Source organism: Streptomyces sp. AHA2, assembly GCF_036857595.1.
Taxonomy (GTDB): Bacteria; Actinomycetota; Actinomycetes; order Streptomycetales; family Streptomycetaceae; genus Streptomyces.
In genome coordinates, this window is record NZ_JAUQWJ010000010.1 from 194,982 (window position 1) to 212,015 (window position 17,034).

The following is a 17,034-nucleotide window of genomic DNA, read 5'->3' on the forward strand; positions in this document are numbered from 1 at the left end:
CGTCGTGACGTGGCCGGGCCGGGGTCTGCTGCCGCTCGGCGCCGTTGCCGGGGCCGCACGGGTGCGTGCAGCGCAGCGGGGGTTACCGCCGGCCGGCCGGCGCCGCCGGCTCCTCCCCCTTGGCCAGGCGGCTGTGCGTACGGCCGTACACGAAGTACAGGACGAACCCGGCGGCCATCCAGATGCCGAACCGGACCCACGTCTCGGCGGGCAGGTTGATCATCAGCCACAGGGAGGCGCACACCGACAGGATCGGGATGACCGGCACCCACGGGGTGCGGAAGGCGCGGGGCAGGTCCGGGCGCGTCCGGCGCAGGATGATCACGCCGATCGCCACGACCACGAACGCGAACAGCGTGCCGATGTTCACCAGGGCGGCCAGCTCGGTCAGCGGCGTGAACCCGGCCAGGATCGCGATGATCACGCCCAGCAGGATCGTCGGCCGGTGCGGGGTCTTGAACCGCGGGTGCACGCGCGAGAAGAACCGCGGCAGCAGCCCGTCCCGGCTCATCGCGAAGAACACGCGCGTCTGCCCGAGCAGCAGGATCATGCACACCGTCGTCAGGCCGACCGCGGCGCCGAAGCTGATGAAGCCCGCGAACCACGGGTGCCCGGTGGCCTTGAACGCGTCCGCGAGCGGCGCGTCGATGGACAGCCTGCTGTAGTGCTGCATGCCGGTGACGACGATCGACACCAGCACGTACAGCGTGGTGCAGATGATCAGGGAGCCGATGATGCCGCGCGGCATGTCCCGCTGCGGGTTGCGCGTCTCCTCCGCCGCCGTGGCCACGACGTCGAAGCCGATGAACGCGAAGAACACGACCGACGCGGCGGTGAAGATGCCCATCACGCCGAAGTTCGAGGGCGCCCAGCCGAACATGAGCTGGATCAGCGGGGAGTCCAGACTGGCCCCGGCTTCCACCGGCTTGGACTTCGGGACGAACGGGTCGTAGTTGGCGCCCTTGATGAGGAACGCGCCCGCGATGATCACGACGAGGACGACGGTCACCTTGATGGCGACGACGATCGAGGTGACCCGCGCCGACAGCTTCATGCCGAGCACGAGGATGCCGGTGAGCACGAGGACGAGCACGGCGGCGAGGATGTCGAAGCCGAACACGTCGGAGCCTTCGCGGCTGCCCAGGCCCGCGGGCATCGTCCAGCCCGCGTTCTCCATCAGCGACTGGATGTAGCCCGACCAGCCGACGGCCACCACCGCCGTCCCGAGCGCGAACTCCAGGACGAGGTCCCAGCCGATGATCCAGGCGGGCAGTTCGCCGAGCGAGGCGTACGAGAACGTGTAGGCGGACCCGGCGACCGGAACGGTGGAGGCGAACTCGGCGTAGCAGAGCGCGGCGAGCGCGCACGCGACGCCGGCCGCCACGAACGCCAGGGCCACGGCGGGCCCGGCGTTGTTCTTGGCGACTGTGCCGGTGAGTACGAAGATGCCGGTACCGATGATCACACCGACGCCGAAGACGGTCAGATCCAGCGCGGACAAGGACTTCTTGAGCGCGTGCTCTGGCTCCTCGGTGTCGAGGATGGACTGCTCGACCTTCTTCGTCCGGAAGAGGGTACTGCTCACGGGGTACCTCCCACGCTTGTCGTCCTCGACATGATCGAGAGGTGGCACCCTCCGTATGCCCCGGCACGGACGCATTCACGCCAATGGGCCGGTTACACCACCCTCACGGTGGGGTAACCGGCCCATTCCGATCTGTCCGGTTGCGCCCGACTCGCGGCGCCCGCGCCGGTCAGTCGCGCGCGGACTCCACGGCGTCCGCCGTGCTGCGCTCGAACCGGCCGTCCAGCTTGGCGACCAGCCCGGTCACCTGGCGGGCGATGTCCGGCGCGGTCAGCCCGATCTCGGCCATGACCTCGGCGCGCGAGGCGTGGTCGAGGAAGCGCGGCGGGATGCCGAAGTCCCGCAGCGGCACGTCGACGCCCGCGTCGCGCAGCGCCTGGGCGATCGCCGAACCGACACCGCCGACCCGGCTGTTGTCCTCGACGGTGACGACCACGCGGTGCTGCTCGGCGAGCGGGGCCATGGCCTCGTCGACGGGCTTGACCCAGCGCGGGTCGACGACGGTCGTGGAGATGCCCTGCTTGTCGAGCAGCGCCGCGATCTCCAGGCACATCGGCGCGAGCGCGCCGACGGAGACCAGCAGCACGTCCGGCCGGTCCGCGCCCGGCTCGCGCAGCACGTCCATGCCGCCCACGCGCCGCACGGCCGGTACGGCGGGGCCGACGGCGCCCTTGGAGAAGCGGACCACGGTCGGGGCGTCCTCGACGGCCACGGCCTCGCGCAACTGGGCGCGCACCTGGTCCGCGTCGCGCGGGGCGGCCAGCCGCAGGCCGGGGACGACCTGCAGGATCGACATGTCCCACATGCCGTTGTGGGAGGCGCCGTCGGTGCCGGTGATCCCGGCCCGGTCCAGCACGAAGGTGACACCGCACTTGTGCAGGGCCACGTCCATCAGCACCTGGTCGAAGGCGCGGTTGAGGAAGGTGGCGTACACGGCGAACACCGGGTGGACGCCGCCCGTGGCGAGACCGGCCGCGGACACCGCGCCGTGCTGCTCGGCGATGCCGACGTCGTAGACGCGCTCGGGGAAGCGCTTGGCGAACTTGTCCAGGCCCACCGGCTGGAGCATGGCGGCCGTGATGGCGACGATGTCCTCGCGCTCCTCGCCGAGCCTGACCATCTCCTCGCCGAAGACGGAGGTCCAGTCGGCGCCGGAGCTGGCGATCGGCAGGCCCGTGTCGGGGTGGATCTTGCCGACGGCGTGGAAGCGGTCGGCCTCGTCCTGGAGGGCGGGCTGGTAGCCGCGGCCCTTCTCGGTGAGGCAGTGCACGATGACCGGCCCGCCGAACCGCTTGGCCTTGGCGAGCGCCGACTCCAGGGCCTCGACGTCGTGCCCGTCGATGGGGCCGACGTACTTCAGGCCCAGGTCCTCGAACATGCCCTGGGGGGCGATGAAGTCCTTCAGGCCCTTCTTGGCGCCGTGCAGGGTGTCGTACAGGGCCTGACCGACGACCGGGGTGCGCTCCAGGACCTCCTTGGTGCGGGCCAGGAAGCGCTCGTAGCCGTCCGTGGTCCGCAGGGTCGCCAGGTGGTTGGCGAGGCCGCCGATGGTCGGCGCGTAGGAGCGCTCGTTGTCGTTGACGACGATGACCAGCGGGCGGTCCTTGGCGTCGGCGATGTTGTTCAGTGCCTCCCAGGCCATGCCGCCGGTCAGGGCGCCGTCGCCGATGACGGCCACGACGTGGCTGTCGCGCTGCATCAGCTGGTTGGCCTTGGCGATGCCGTCGGCCCAGCCGAGGACCGTCGAGGCGTGCGAGTTCTCGATCACGTCGTGCTCGGACTCCGCCTGCGAGGGGTAGCCGGACAGGCCGCCCTTCATCTTCAGCTTGGAGAAGTCCTGGCGGCCGGTGAGCAGCTTGTGGACGTAGGACTGGTGGCCGGTGTCCCAGAGCACCTTGTCCTTGGGCGAGTCGAACACCCGGTGCAGGGCGATGGTGAGCTCCACCACGCCGAGGTTGGGGCCGAGGTGACCGCCGGTCTTGGAGACGGCTTCGACGAGGAAGGTCCGGATCTCCTCCGCCAGCTGGTTCAGCTCCTCCGGGCTGAGCCGGTCCAGATCGCGCGGTCCCCTGATACGGGTCAGCAGCGGCACCCGTGCCTCCTTGCAGTAGAGCTGTTGCCGGGCTTGTCGAGTCTAATGTTCCGCCCGGGCGGGCGGCGCCGTGGCTCCGGAACGTACGTCACGCGTTCGGCTCTACCCATGATGCGCCCCGCCTACGACATGCCTGTGCCCGGTACCGGGGCGGTACCGGGCACAGGCGTGCGGTTCGGGGTTACGCGCGACCCGCGGTCTTCTGCGTCTTGCGCGTCACGGCGTCGATGACGACCGTGGCCAGGAGCACACCACCGGTGATCATGTACTGCACCGGGGAGGCGATGCCCTCCAGGGCGAGCCCGTACTGGATCGACACGATGACCAGCACACCGAGCAGCGCGTTCCAGGTGCGGCCGCGGCCGCCGAAGAGCGACGTGCCGCCGATCACCGCTGCGGCGATCGCGTTCATCAGCAGGTCACCGCCGCCGGCGCCCTGGTTGGCAGCCGCGATCTTCGAGGCGATGAACAGACCGCCCACCGCGGCGAAGGTGCCGGAGATGGCGAACACGGAGATGCGGACCATCTCCACGTTGATGCCGGCTCGGCGCGACGCCTCGACGCTGCCGCCGAGCGCGAACACCTTGCGGCCGTACGCGGTGCGGCGCAGGACGAAGTCCGTGACCAGCAGCACCACGATGAAGATCACCACGGCCAGCGGCAGGCCCTTGTACTGGTTGAAGACGATCGCCACCGCGAAGGCGAGGATCGCCAGCAGCACGGTCCGCACGATCGTCTCGCTCAGCGGCCGGGACGGCACGCCCGCGGCCTCGCGGCGGCGGTTGCCCAGGAAGGAGCTGAGGAAGTACCCGGCGGTCACCACCGCGGCCAGCGCGTACGCGGCGGCCACGTCGGAGAAGTAGTAGCTCGTCAGCTGGGCCACGACCCCGTCCGGGTCGAGGTTGATGGTGCCGTTGTCGCCCAGGATCTGGAGCATGAAGCCGTTCCAGAACAGCAGACCGGCCAGGGTGACGGCGAACGCGGGGACGCCGATCTTCGCGAAGAAGAAGCCGTGCAGCACACCGGCGACCGTGCCGGTGAGGATGGCCAGCACGAAGGCGAGCCACTCGTTCATGCCGTTGGTGACGTTCAGCACCGCGAAGCTGGCGCCGGCCACACCGGACACCGAGCCGACCGACAGGTCGATCTCGCCGAGCAGCAGCACGAACACGATGCCGACGGCGATCATGCCGGTGCCGACCATGGCGACGGACATGTCCGACAGGTTGCCGGCGGTGAGGAAGTTGGAGTTCAGGCTGGCGAAGATGATCCAGATGATCGCCAGGCCGATGACGACCGGGATGGACCCGAGGTCACCGGACTTCATCTTCCGCTTGAACTCGCTGACGTAGCCCTTGAGTCCCTGCTCGCGCACCAGCAGCCGGGGGTCGACCACCGTGACGGCGGCCTTGGCCGCCTCGGGGTTCTCCACGACGTGTTCTTCCGGAGCCGCGGAGGTCTTGTCGATGCTCACTTGGAAACCTCCCCGTTCGTGCGCGCCGCACGGCGGGTCACGGCGTTGTCGGTGGCGCCGGTGATGGCGGAGATGATCTCTTCCTGCGAGGTCGACTTGACCTCGAAGACGCCGTTGTTGCGGCCCAGGCGCAGCACGGCGACCTTGTCCGCGACGGCCTTCACGTCGGCCATGTTGTGGCTGATGAGGATGACGGCGTGGCCGCGCTCGCGCAGCCGCTCGACGAGGTCGAGGACCTGGGCGGTCTGCTCGACGCCGAGGGCGGCGGTGGGCTCGTCGAGGATGACCAGCTTGGGCTCGCCCAGCATGGACCGGGCGATGGCCACGGTCTGGCGCTGACCGCCGGACAGCGAGGCGATCGGGATGCGCACGCTGGGGATGCGGATCGACAGCGTGTCGAGCAGCTCGCGGGAGCGGCGCTCCATCTCCACCTCGTCCAGGACGCCGCGCTTGCGGATCTCCCGGCCCAGGTAGAGGTTGCCGACGACGTCGATGTTGTCGCACAGCGCGAGGTCCTGGTAGACGGTCGCGATGCCCAGGTTCTGGGCGTCGTGCGGTTTGGTGATCTGGACGGACCTGCCGTCCCACTCGATGACGCCTTCATCGATGGGGTGCACGCCGGCGATCGTCTTGACCAGCGTGGACTTTCCGGCGCCGTTGTCGCCGACCAGGGCGACCACCTCACCGGCGTGGACCTCAAGCTCTACGTCGGTGAGCGCCTGAACGGCACCGAACCGCTTGGAGACCCCGCGCAACGCCAGCACGGGCGTAGCGGACACGTGAACCATCTCCTTCGCCGCCTGACCCGGCGGGAGGTTGTGCAGAAGTGTGGGAGGAGTGATCACTCCGGCGCCCCGCATAGCTTGCGGGGCTGATGTGGCGGGGCGCCGGAGGAACTCGGGGGCAGCCGGTCCCCTGGTGGGCGCGGGAGTCCGCGGGCGGACCCCCGTGTCCCGGGGACGAGGCGGCTGCTTACTTGAGACCGATCTTGTCGCAGGCGGCCTTGTACTTGCCCGTGCAGATGTCGTTCACGGTGTAGATGCCGTCCTTGATGACGGTGTCCTTGATGTTGTCCTTGGTCAGGGAGACGACCGGGACGAGGACGGACGGAACGGCCTTGGTGGTCGGGCTGTCGACCTTGTCCTTGGCGAGGGAGTCGAGCGACTTGCCCTGGGCGAGGGCGACGGCCATCTCGGCCGCGACGTTCGCCTCCTGCGGGTAGGGCTTGTAGACGCTCATGTACTGCTCACCCGAGACGATGCGCTGCACGCCCGCGAGTTCGGCGTCCTGGCCGGTGACCGGGATGTCGGCGATGCCGGCGGCCTTCAGGGCCGTGATGATGCCGCCCGCCATGCCGTCGTTGGCGGAGTAGACGCCGACGATCTTGTCCTTGCCGAGGGCGGAGATGGCGCCCTCCATGTTGGCGTTGGCGTTCTCCGGCTTCCACTCCTTGGTGTCGTACTCGCGGCCGATCTTGACCTTGCCGTCGAGCACGGAGTGCGCGCCCTTCTTGAACTGGGCGGCGTTGGGGTCGGTGGAGGAGCCGTTCATCATGACGATCTGGCCGTCCTTGGCCTTGTCGCCCAGCGCCTTCAGCAGGGCCTCGCCCTGGGTCTTGCCGACCGTCTCGTTGTCGAACGAGGTGTAGGCGTCGATCGGGCCCTCGGCCAGGCGGTCGTAGGCGACGACGGGGATGCCCGCGTCCTTGGCCTTCTTCACCGAGCCGGCGATCGCCTTGGAGTCCACCGCGTCCACGATCAGCACGTCGACCTTGTTGGTCACCATCGTGTCGACCTGCTGGTTCTGCGTGCTGGCGTCCTGCTTGGCGTTGGCGTAGACGACCTCGCCCTTGCCGTTGGTGAGCTCCTTGACCTTCTTCTCGATGAGCGGACGGTCGAACTTCTCGTAACGGGCGGTCGCGTTCTCGGGAAGGAGCAGGCCGACCTTGATGTCGTCGCCCTTCTTGGCGGACCCGGAGGAGTCGGCCTTGTCGCCGGACTCCTTGGCGCTGCCACAAGCGGCAAGCGAAACAGCCATGGCACCGGCGGCAATCGCAACGGCGGCGCGACGCATACGCGTGTTCACTTCAGAAACCTCCCTGACGAGGCCGCGACGTTGCGGCCGAGGTGGCTGGAAGTCAACTCGGCCACGCGTGCGACGTCAAGAAGTAAATCCTTAACGAGATGGCAACGGTGCCATCCGTTCTCTAAGTGAAGGCAGGGGTGACCGCCTGCCGGGGTGCGGCGGCAGTCCCGTCAAGCAGGGTCGAATCACCCATTTCACTGAGGGCCAGAGCGAGGGCCCCGAGCACCTCCGCACGGCCCCCGAGGGCACCGGGGAGGACGGTCAACTGCCGTGCCGCACTGGGGATCGCGTAGCGTCCGACGGACTCCCTTATGGGCCCGAGCACCAGCTCACCGGCCTCGGCGAGATCACCGCCGAGCACCACGCGGCTCGGGTTCAGCAGGTTGCACAGGTTGGCCACTCCGCTGCCGATGTGGCGGCCGACGTCGGCGATCACCCGACGGCAGCCCGGGTCTCCGTCCCGCGCCAGCCGTACGACGCCCTCCATGGTCAAGTCGGTGCCGTGGCTGGACTGGAGGAGCGGGAGCACGTAGCGCGCGGCCGTGAAGGTCTCCAGGCAGCCGCGGTTGCCGCAGCGGCAGACGGGGCCTGACTCGTCGAGTGTAATATGCCCGATTTCTCCTGCGGTGCCACCGGGTCCCCGGTAGATCTTCCCGCTGATCACGAGCCCGGCGCCGACGCCGCTGGCGACCTTGATGTACGCGAGGTCGCGCACGCCCCGGCCGCTTCCCCAGACCATCTCGCCGAGCGCGCCGAGGTTGGCGTCGTTGTCCACGTGGACGGGGACGCCGAGACGTCCGCGCAGCTCCTCGGCGGGGTTGGTGCCGGTCCAGCCCGGGAGGATGGCGGTGGAGCCGAGGGTGCCGGACTCCACGTCGATGGGGCCGGGCACGCCGAGACCGATGCCGGCGATCTTGGAACGGTCGACGCCGGTCGCCTTGATCAGGCGGCTGACCAGCTGTTCGGCGCGGTCGAAGCCCTGGGCCGACGAGGCGTCGACGTCCAGGGGCTCGGACTCCTCGGCCAGGACCTGGTGGGCGAGGTTGCCGACGGCGACGCGCAGGTGGGTGTGGCCGAAGTCGACGCCGATGACGATGCCGGCGTCGCCGCTCAGGGACACGCTGCGGGCCCTGCGGCCGCCGGCGGAGGTCGGGGTGACCTCGACCGTGCCGCCGTCCTTCAACTCCCGGACGATGTTGGAGACCGTCGCCGCGGACAGGCCCGTCGTCCGGGCGATCTCGGCCTGGGTGAGGGAGCCCGCCAGGCGCACGGCTCGTACGACACGCTCCAGGTTGGCTCGGTGCAGCGACGACTGCGACCCCGGAGTCTCCACGACGACCTCCTGCGCGCGGGACCGCATCGATGAGGCCCCGTCCATGTCCAACTAGTGAACTCTAAGCTGAGCCGTTCGGGTTGCCTCCCGTCAAGAGGTTGAACTGATTCCAGGGTGTGTGCGTCTCGTCGCGGACGGCTACACGGGGCTTCGCCTTCGCATCGGGGGCGGTGGGTGCGCGTCCGCATCGCCTGACCGTGGGGGGCGGGTCGGGGCCGCGCCGGAGGGTGTCCGTCCGCGGAACGGCGCGATCGACCTTCCTGCCGACCGACCGGCGTCGACGCGCCCACCGCTGCGGGCGGGCACCCCTCGACACGGGCCCCCTCGCGTACGACGGCGGGTGCGGGTCCGACCCGGCTGCGGGCACCTCTGCGCCGGCGCGCAGCACCTCGCTGGGTGGATCGGCCGCGCTACTTCAGCGCGCCCGCCGTCAGCCCCTGGACCACCTGCCGCTGGAAGACGACGTACGCGGCGAGGACCGGCAGCATCGCCATGACCAGGCCCGCGAAGAGACCCGACCAGTCGCCCTTGTAGCCCTGGCTCACCGCCAGCTGCACCAGGCCCTGGGTGAGGACCCGCTTGTCGGGGTCGGTGTTGAGGACCGTGGGCAGCATGTACTGGTTCCACTGGCCCAGGAAGTTGAAGATGCCCACGCTGATCAGGCCCGGCTTGGCCATGGGCAGCATGATCTGGAAGAACGTACGGCTGTGGGAGGCGCCGTCGACGAAGGCCGCCTCGGCGATCGAGGTCGGCAGGGTACGGAAGAACGCCGTCAGGAAGAACACCGTGAACGGCAGCGAGTACGCGATGTAGACCAGGATCAGGCCGTGGATGGTGTTCAGCAGGCCCATGTTGTTCACGACGTAGAACAGCGGGACCAGGGCCAGCATGATCGGGAAGCTCATGCCGCCGATGAACAGGTAGTAGATGAAGCGGTTGCCCGGGAAGTCGAAGCGGGCCAGGACGTAGGCCGCCATCGAACCCAGGACGAGCGTGCCGACGAGCGAACCGCCGACCACGAGGACCGTGTTGAGGAAGTAGTCGCTCATGTTGGCCTGGGTCCACGCCCTCGACCAGTTGTTGAAGTGCAGCGAGTCCGGGAGGGACCAGGGTGAGCTGAAGATGGAGCGGTCGTCCTTGAAGGACGTCATGACCGCCCAGAGCAGCGGCATGACCACCATGATCGCCCAGATGACCAGGACGCCGTGGGAGAAGACGTTGAGGACCGTGCCCTCCTTCTTCGCCCGGGGCGGTGCGGCCGGGGGCAGGTCCTCCTTGGTGAGGAGGGCACCGGACTCGGCCGGGAGCGGAGCGGGGGATTCGGTGGTCTTCATCAGTACTCCAGCCGCTCGCGGCGGCCCAGCCGCATCACCACGGCCGCGAAGGCCAGCGTGACGACGAGCAGGGCGACACCGATGGTGGTGGCGTAGGCGGCCTGCCCGTCCCGGAACGCCTTCTGGTACACGTACAGGACCATGACGGTGGTCGAGTAGTCGGGACCGCCCGGCCCGGTCGTCATGATCTGCACGACCGCGAACGACTCGGCGCCCAGGGCGAGGATGCCCATGTAGACCCAGCCGGACTGCACGGTGTCCCACAGCAGGGGCAGGGTGACGCGGAAGAAGGTGGTGAGGCGGTTGGCCCCGTCCAGCAGGGCCGCCTCGTACATCTCCGCCGGGATGGAGGCCATGCCGGCGGAGAAGAGGACCACGAAGAAGCCGACCGTGGACCAGACGAGCACCGCCATCACGGCCCACAGCGCGAGGTCGGGATCGCCCAGCCACAGGGGCTGGACGTCGTCGAGGCCGATCCCGCGCAGGACCGAGTTGATCGCGCCGCTGTCCGGGTTGTACGCGAACGCGAACAGCAGCGCGACGATGGCGATCGAGAGGACCTGCGGGAAGAAGTAGACGATTTTGTAGAAGGAGGAGCCGCGCACACCGGTGACGACCGGGCCGTTCCTCCTCTTTCTGCCGCCCACGTTGATCATGAAGGCGAAGAACAGCGCGAGGCCGATCGTCACCACCGGCAGCAGGAGGGCGAACAGCAGGCTGTGCTGCAACGACTTCCAGAAGATGTCGTCGTCGAGCATCCGGCTGTAGTTGTCGAGACCGACCATCTGGAATTCGGGGCTCAGGCCGGTCCAGTCCGTGAACGAGTAGTAGATGGACTGGATGAACGGCCAGACCACGAAGAGCGCGTACAGTCCCAGGGGCAGCGCGAGGAAGCCCACGATGAACCGGTACTTGCCGTGCTGCATCGCCACTCCGGTGCCGTTGCGGGAATTGGGTTTCCGGTTGCCGTTACTGGTGCTTGTAGTGCTTGATGGAGTCGTCCTTGGCCGCCTCGTCGGCGAAGCCCTGGATCTTCTTGATGGCTTCGGCCGGGGTGAGGCGGCCGGCCATCATCTCGCCGAGGCCGGACACCCCGATCTTCTCCTTCTGCAACTGCACGTACCAGTCCTGCAGACGGGGGTTCACCACGTTCTCGCCCGCCTTGTCCAGTGCCGCGACACCGGACTTCAGACCGGGGGTGAGGGGGATGCCGTCGGTGCCGCCGTCGTAGGCGGTCAGCGACTTCACCTTGCTGGTGAAGTTCTTCGAGGACGCCTCGCTGAGCATGATGCGCAGCTGCTCCATGCCGCCGGCGGCGTTCTTCGCCTTGGCCGGGACGATGAACGGCTCGCCGCCGGAGGCCCAGATGGTGCCGAAGGGCAGCTTGTCGGAGGAGTCGAGGCCGGTGGGCCCGGAGACGGCCAGGTCGAAGTCCTCCGGGATGACGTTCGCCGACTCGTTCTCCACCCAGGAGCCGTTCGGGATGAACAGCGCCTTGCCCTCGGCCCACGCCGTCTGCGACTGGATGTGGTCCAGGCCCGGCGTGCCCTTGAGGACGTACCCCTTCTTGTACAGCTCGTAGTAGGCCTCGAAGCAGGCCTTGACGGCCGGGTGCTTCCAGGCGTTCGGCTCCAGGTTGTCGATGGCGTCGAGGACCTCGCGGCCGCCGACCTTGCCGATCATCGGGTAGAGCGAGAAGGGGATGTAGTACGGGTACTTGCCCGCGTACGTCCAGCCCGCCATGCCCTTCTTCTTGGCCTTGGCGCAGACCGCGAGCATCTGGTCCCAGGTCTCCGGGTACTGCTCGTCGAGCGAGTCCAGGGCCTTCTGCGAGTACCAGACGCCGTACACCGTGTAGGCGTAGTACAGGATCCAGACCTTGTCGCCGTCGAACTGGCCCATCTCCACGATGCCGGGGCGCAGCGTGTCGCGGACCTTCTTGGCCGGGTCGTCGTAGGAGGGCGCGTCCAGCAGCGGGGTGAGGTCCGTGAGCTGGTTCTTGCCGACGAGGACGCCCATGTCCATCTGCTCGGCACCGGAGTTGTCGATGAGGTCCGGCGGCGTGCCCTGGTTGAAGCGGGGCTGGAGCGTGGACTGGATCTTCTGGGTGGCGGAGAACTTCACCGACGCCTTGGGGAAGTTCTTCTCGTAGATCTTCACGGCGTCCTCGGCGTACTCCTTGCCGAAACCACCGTCGAACAGGACGAATTCCATGCCGGCCGTGTCGTTGACGGCGAGCGGGTTCTTCGCGGTCTTCTTGCCGGCCTTGGCCTTGTCCCCGCTGTCGTCCCCGCCGCTGCTCGCACAGGCGGACAGGAAACTCATGGTGGGGACGGAGATCAGCCCGAGCGCGGCGGACCTTTTGATCAGATCACGGCGGCCGACACCCTCGGTGCCGCGGTGCTCGGCGGAAGTGGATCCCATGCTCAAGTCCTCGCCTTCTCCAGGACTCAGGCGGTGAACCGGATCCTTGCCGGCACCGCGATCGGGTCAAGCTGGGTCGTGCAGGAAAGTGCGGTTGGTGACGTGCGGATCGTGTGAATCGCCCGACAGGTATAGTCCACTTCCCGCCAACGGATCAAGATCGAACACAAGGTTCGCCGCGGGTCTTATCCGAGTTGAGACCTCGTGGAAGTATGCGCGGCCTGTACGTTTCCCGACGGAAAAATCCCGGTCGCCGCCCTCGAATGGCACAGGCAACACCCTTGACACATCCCGGCACTTGGGCAACTACTGGTCCTTGCGCATTGAATCTGACAACGTTGTCCACTGCGCAGGGAGGGTACCCGTTGATGCAGCGGAAAGCTCGGCACAGATGGGGTTCGGCGGTCGTGTCGGCGACCGCCTTCGCCTTGGCATTGGGTTCGCAGGGCGTTGCGGTCGCACTGCCCCAGGCCCCGGCGAAACCCGATCGGGAATTCGCGTCCTCCTTCGAGGCGGACGACCCGCTTCCGGACTGGACGAACACCGTCGACACCGGCCCCGGCGGCGCCGAACGCGCCTCGGGCGTCGACGGCGGCTACAGCAGTGGCATACCGGGCAATGTGACCGACCAGGTCACCAACGTCCGGGCGAGTGCCGAGAACACGGGCGGCGGCGAGGTGAAGGAGAACCTCGTCGACGGCGAACCGAGCACCAAGTGGCTGGCTTTCGAGCCCACCGGCTGGGTGGAGTTCGACCTGGACAAGCCGGTCAAACTGGTGCGCTACGCGCTGACGTCGGCCAATGACGCCGATGAGCGCGACCCCGCGGACTGGACCCTGAAGGGGTCGGCCGACGGCAAGGAGTGGACGACGCTCGACACCCGTTCCGGGGAGTCCTTCCCGGAGCGGTTCCAGACGAAGACGTACGACCTGGCCGAACCCGCCGAGTACCGGCACTTCCGGCTGGAGGTCACCCGGAACAACGGCGCCGGCATCCTGCAGCTCGCCGACCTCCAGCTCTCCACGGGCGGCAGCGACGGGCCGGTCCCGCAGGACATGCTCTCCCTGGTCGACCGCGGCCCGAGCGGCTCCCCGACCGCCAAGGCGGGCGCCGGGTTCACGGGCAAGCGGGCGCTGCGCTACGCCGGCCGGCACACCGCCGAGGGGCGGGCGTACTCGTACAACAAGGTCTTCGACGTGAACGTGGCCGTCGGCCGGAACACGCGGCTGTCCTACCGGATCTTCCCCTCCATGGCGGACGGCGACCTGGACTACGACGCCACGAACGTCTCGGTCGACCTGGCGTTCACCGACGGCACCCACCTGAGCGAGCTGCGCGCCACCGACCAGCACGGCTTCCCGCTGACCCCGCAGGGGCAGGGCGCCTCGAAGATTCTCTACGTCAACCAGTGGAACAACGTGGCCTCGAGGATCGGCTCGGTCGCGGCCGGCAAGACCGTGGACCGGATCCTGGTGGCCTACGACTCCCCCAAGGGCCCGGCCAAGTTCCGCGGCTGGCTGGACGACGTGAGCATCGCCTCCGTCGCCCCCGAGCGGCCGAAGGCGCACCTGTCGGACTACGCGGTGACCACCCGCGGCACCAACTCCAGTGGCGGCTTCTCCCGGGGCAACAACTTCCCGGCGACGGCGGTCCCGCACGGCTTCAACTTCTGGACGCCGGTGACCAACGCCGGTTCGCTGAGCTGGCTGTACGACTACGCGCGGTCGAACAACGCGGACAACCTGCCGACGATCCAGGCGTTCAGCGCGAGCCACGAGCCGAGCCCCTGGATGGGTGACCGGCAGACCTTCCAGGTGATGCCGTCCGTGGCCGCCGGTACGCCCGAACTGGGCCGCGAGGCGCGGGAACTGGCCTTCCGGCACGAGAACGAGATCGCGCGGCCCTACTACTACGGGGTGCGGTTCGAGAACGGGCTGAAGGCCGAGATGGCGCCGACCGACCACGCGGCGGCCCTGCGCTTCACCTACCCGGGCGACGACGCGAGCGTCGTGTTCGACAACGTGACCGACCAGGCGGGCCTGACCCTCGACAAGGACAACGGCGTCGTCACCGGCTACTCGGACGTCAAGTCCGGGCTGTCGACGGGCGCGACGCGGCTCTTCGTCTACGGCGAGTTCGACAAGCCGGTGACCGAGGGGGACGCGTCCGGCGTCAAGGGCTACCTGCGCTTCGCGGCCGACGACCGGACCGTGACCCTGCGCCTGGCGACCTCGCTCATCAGCATCGACCAGGCGAAGGACAACCTCCGCCAGGAGATCCCCCGGGACCGGTCCTTCGAGGCGGTCAAGAAGAGCGCCCAGCGCCAGTGGGACCGGCTGCTCGGCAAGGTCGAGGTCGAGGGCGCGACGCCCGACCAGCTCACGACCCTGTACTCCAGCCTGTACCGCCTGTACCTGTACCCGAACTCCGGGCACGAGAAGGTCGGGGGCGAGTACAAGTACGCCTCGCCGTTCTCGCGCATGCCGAACCCCGACTCCCCGACGCACACCGGCGCGAAGATCGTCGACGGCAAGGTGTACGTCAACAACGGTTTCTGGGACACCTACCGGACGACCTGGCCCGCCTACTCGTTCCTGACGCCGTCCCGGGCCGGTGAGCTGGTCGACGGGTTCGTGCAGCACTACAAGGACGGCGGCTGGACCTCCCGCTGGTCCTCCCCCGGTTACGCGGACCTGATGACGGGCACCTCCTCGGACGTGGCGTTCGCGGACGCGTACGTCAAGGGCGTCGACTTCGACGCGAAGGCGGCGTACGACGCGGCCGTCAAGAACGCGACGGTCGTGCCGCCGAACCCGGGCGTCGGCCGCAAGGGCATGGCCACCTCCCCGTTCCTCGGCTACACGAGCACCGAGACCCACGAGGGCCTGTCCTGGGCCCTGGAGGGCTACCTCAACGACTACGGCATCTCCCGCATGGGCCGGAAACTGTACGAGGAGACCGGCGAGCGGCGCTACAAGGAGGAGTCGGAGTACTTCCTGAACCGGGCGCAGGACTACGTCAACCTCTTCGACGAGAAGGCCGGGTTCTTCCAGGGCCGCGACGCCAAGGGTGACTGGCGGGTCGAGTCCTCGAAGTACGACCCGCGGGTGTGGGGCCACGACTACACCGAGACCAACGGGTGGGGCTACGCCTTCACCGCCCCCCAGGACAGCCGGGGCCTGGCCAACCTCTACGGCGGGCGCAAGGGCCTCGCCGACAAGCTGGACGAGTACCTCTCCACCCCCGAGACGGCCTCCCCGGAGTTCGTCGGCTCCTACGGCGGCGTCATCCACGAGATGACCGAGGCGCGGGACGTGCGGATGGGCATGTACGGCCACTCCAACCAGGTGGCCCACCACGCCCTGTACATGTACGACGCGGCCGGGCAGCCCTGGAAGACGCAGAAGAATGTCCGCGAGGTGCTGTCCCGCCTGTACACGGGCAGCGAGATCGGGCAGGGATACCACGGCGACGAGGACAACGGCGAGCAGTCGGCCTGGTACCTGTTCTCCGCGCTCGGCTTCTACCCGCTGGTGATGGGCAGCGGCGAGTACGCCATCGGCTCGCCCCTGTTCACGAAGGCGACCGTGCACCTGGAGAACGGGCGTGAGCTGGTGGTGAAGGCGCCGCGCAACAGCGCGAAGAACGTCTACGTGCAGGGGCTGAAGGTCAACGGCCGCACCTGGTCCAAGACCTCCCTGCCGCACTCGGTGGTCGCCAGGGGCGGTGTCCTGGAGTTCGACATGGGCCCGAGGCCGTCGTCGTGGGGCACCGGCAAGGACGCGGCCCCGGTGTCGATCACCGAGGACGACGAGGTGCCCGAGCCCCGGGCCGACGTGCTGAAGGGCGACGGTGCCCTGTTCGACGACACGTCGGCGACGGAGGCGACACTGACGTCCATCGACCTGCCGGCCGGCGAGAGCACCGAGGCCGTGCAGTACACGCTGACGTCGCCCGAGGACCGCACGAAGGCACCTGCCGCGTGGACCCTGCAGGGCTCCTCGGACGGTGAGACCTGGCGGACGCTGGACCGGCGCTCCGGCGAGTCCTTCGCCTGGGACCGGCAGACCCGGGCGTTCTCGGTGAAGTCACCGGCCACCTACGCGAAGTACCGCCTGGTCCTCGACGGCGAAGCGACCCTGGCGGAGGTGGAACTGCTGGGCTGAGCCGGGAATGCGGAGCCGGCCGGAGTTCGGGGCCGGGTCGTGCGGGACCGCCGGACGGCGGCACGCACGGCCCGGCCCCGCTTCGTGCCGGGGCCCGCTTCGTGCCGGGGCCCGCTTCGTGCCGGCGCCCGCTTCGTCTTCGTGCCAGGGCCCGGCGGGCTGCCGGTGCGGTGCGGGCCGCGCGGGCCGTGGACAACGGAGGTGTACGACGCTACCGTCCGCCCAGGCGGAGTGGGAGCGCTCCCACACGTGGACGGACCGGAACCCGCCCGCAGCGGTCGCTTCCGCTCCGCCGCCGTTCGGCTACGTCACGTCCGCCGGGAGATGACAGCACCACGAGCCTGCCGTGCCGGATGGGGCGAACCGGGCGCGCCTGTGGGGCCCGATGACCGGTGCTTCCGCCCCACCGGGCCCCCACGGGTTCCGGCCGACGCACAGGGGGCGTCGGCCGGGGCCGCACTGCCGGCTGACGTGCCGTGACCTCAGACGGGGCTGGGCGTGGCGCCCGCGTGCGCGGCCTGGCCGGCCCGGGCACGCCGCC

General features: G+C 68.9%; 10 protein-coding genes. 1 reads left to right on the plus strand and 9 read right to left on the minus strand.

Going from position 1 to position 17,034, the window contains the following annotated elements; translation table 11 throughout:
* Positions 1 to 82: 82 nt before the first annotated feature.
* From Q5694_RS21805 to ngcE, 9 genes are all read right to left on the minus strand, one after another.
* Positions 83 to 1,585, minus strand: a complete 1,503-nt coding sequence (locus tag Q5694_RS21805; RefSeq protein ID WP_333934885.1) for an amino acid permease — start codon at positions 1,583 to 1,585, stop codon at positions 83 to 85.
* A gap of 169 nt (positions 1,586 to 1,754) precedes the next feature.
* Positions 1,755 to 3,677, minus strand: a complete 1,923-nt coding sequence (gene dxs / locus Q5694_RS21810) for a 1-deoxy-D-xylulose-5-phosphate synthase (RefSeq protein WP_333934886.1) — start codon at positions 3,675 to 3,677, stop codon at positions 1,755 to 1,757.
* 181 nt (positions 3,678 to 3,858) lie between these two features.
* On the minus strand, positions 3,859 to 5,151 hold the full coding sequence (locus Q5694_RS21815) for a sugar ABC transporter permease (protein ID WP_333934887.1): 1,293 nt from the start codon (positions 5,149 to 5,151) through the stop codon (positions 3,859 to 3,861).
* Positions 5,148 to 5,939, minus strand: a complete 792-nt coding sequence (locus tag Q5694_RS21820) for an ATP-binding cassette domain-containing protein (protein ID WP_030838725.1) — start codon at positions 5,937 to 5,939, stop codon at positions 5,148 to 5,150. Before Q5694_RS21820 ends, Q5694_RS21815 begins: the two co-directional genes overlap by 4 nt.
* A 184-nt stretch (positions 5,940 to 6,123) precedes the next feature.
* The gene (locus tag Q5694_RS21825) at positions 6,124 to 7,224 is read right to left on the minus strand and encodes an ABC transporter substrate-binding protein (protein ID WP_333934963.1); all 1,101 of its coding nucleotides are present in this window, start codon (positions 7,222 to 7,224) and stop codon (positions 6,124 to 6,126) included.
* 133 nt (positions 7,225 to 7,357) lie between these two features.
* A complete protein-coding gene (locus tag Q5694_RS21830) occupies positions 7,358 to 8,569 on the minus strand; it encodes an ROK family transcriptional regulator (RefSeq protein ID WP_333934888.1) in 1,212 nt (403 codons plus the stop codon).
* A gap of 410 nt (positions 8,570 to 8,979) precedes the next feature.
* Positions 8,980 to 9,903 (minus strand): carbohydrate ABC transporter permease, encoded by a 924-nt coding sequence (locus Q5694_RS21835; protein ID WP_333934889.1) that lies wholly within the window; start codon positions 9,901 to 9,903, stop codon positions 8,980 to 8,982.
* On the minus strand, positions 9,903 to 10,829 hold the full coding sequence (locus Q5694_RS21840; RefSeq protein ID WP_333934890.1) for a carbohydrate ABC transporter permease: 927 nt from the start codon (positions 10,827 to 10,829) through the stop codon (positions 9,903 to 9,905). The genes Q5694_RS21835 and Q5694_RS21840 overlap by 1 nt, the downstream gene beginning before the upstream one ends.
* A gap of 43 nt (positions 10,830 to 10,872) precedes the next feature.
* Positions 10,873 to 12,327: an N-acetylglucosamine/diacetylchitobiose ABC transporter substrate-binding protein gene (gene ngcE, locus Q5694_RS21845; RefSeq protein ID WP_333934891.1), complete on the minus strand. Its 1,455-nt coding sequence runs from the start codon at positions 12,325 to 12,327 to the stop codon at positions 10,873 to 10,875.
* A 368-nt stretch (positions 12,328 to 12,695) separates the two neighbouring features.
* Here ngcE and Q5694_RS21850 point away from each other — a divergent pair, with 368 nt between their 5' ends.
* A complete protein-coding gene (locus tag Q5694_RS21850) occupies positions 12,696 to 16,493 on the plus strand; it encodes a GH92 family glycosyl hydrolase (RefSeq protein ID WP_333934892.1) in 3,798 nt (1,265 codons plus the stop codon).
* Positions 16,494 to 17,034: the final 541 nt, after the last annotated feature.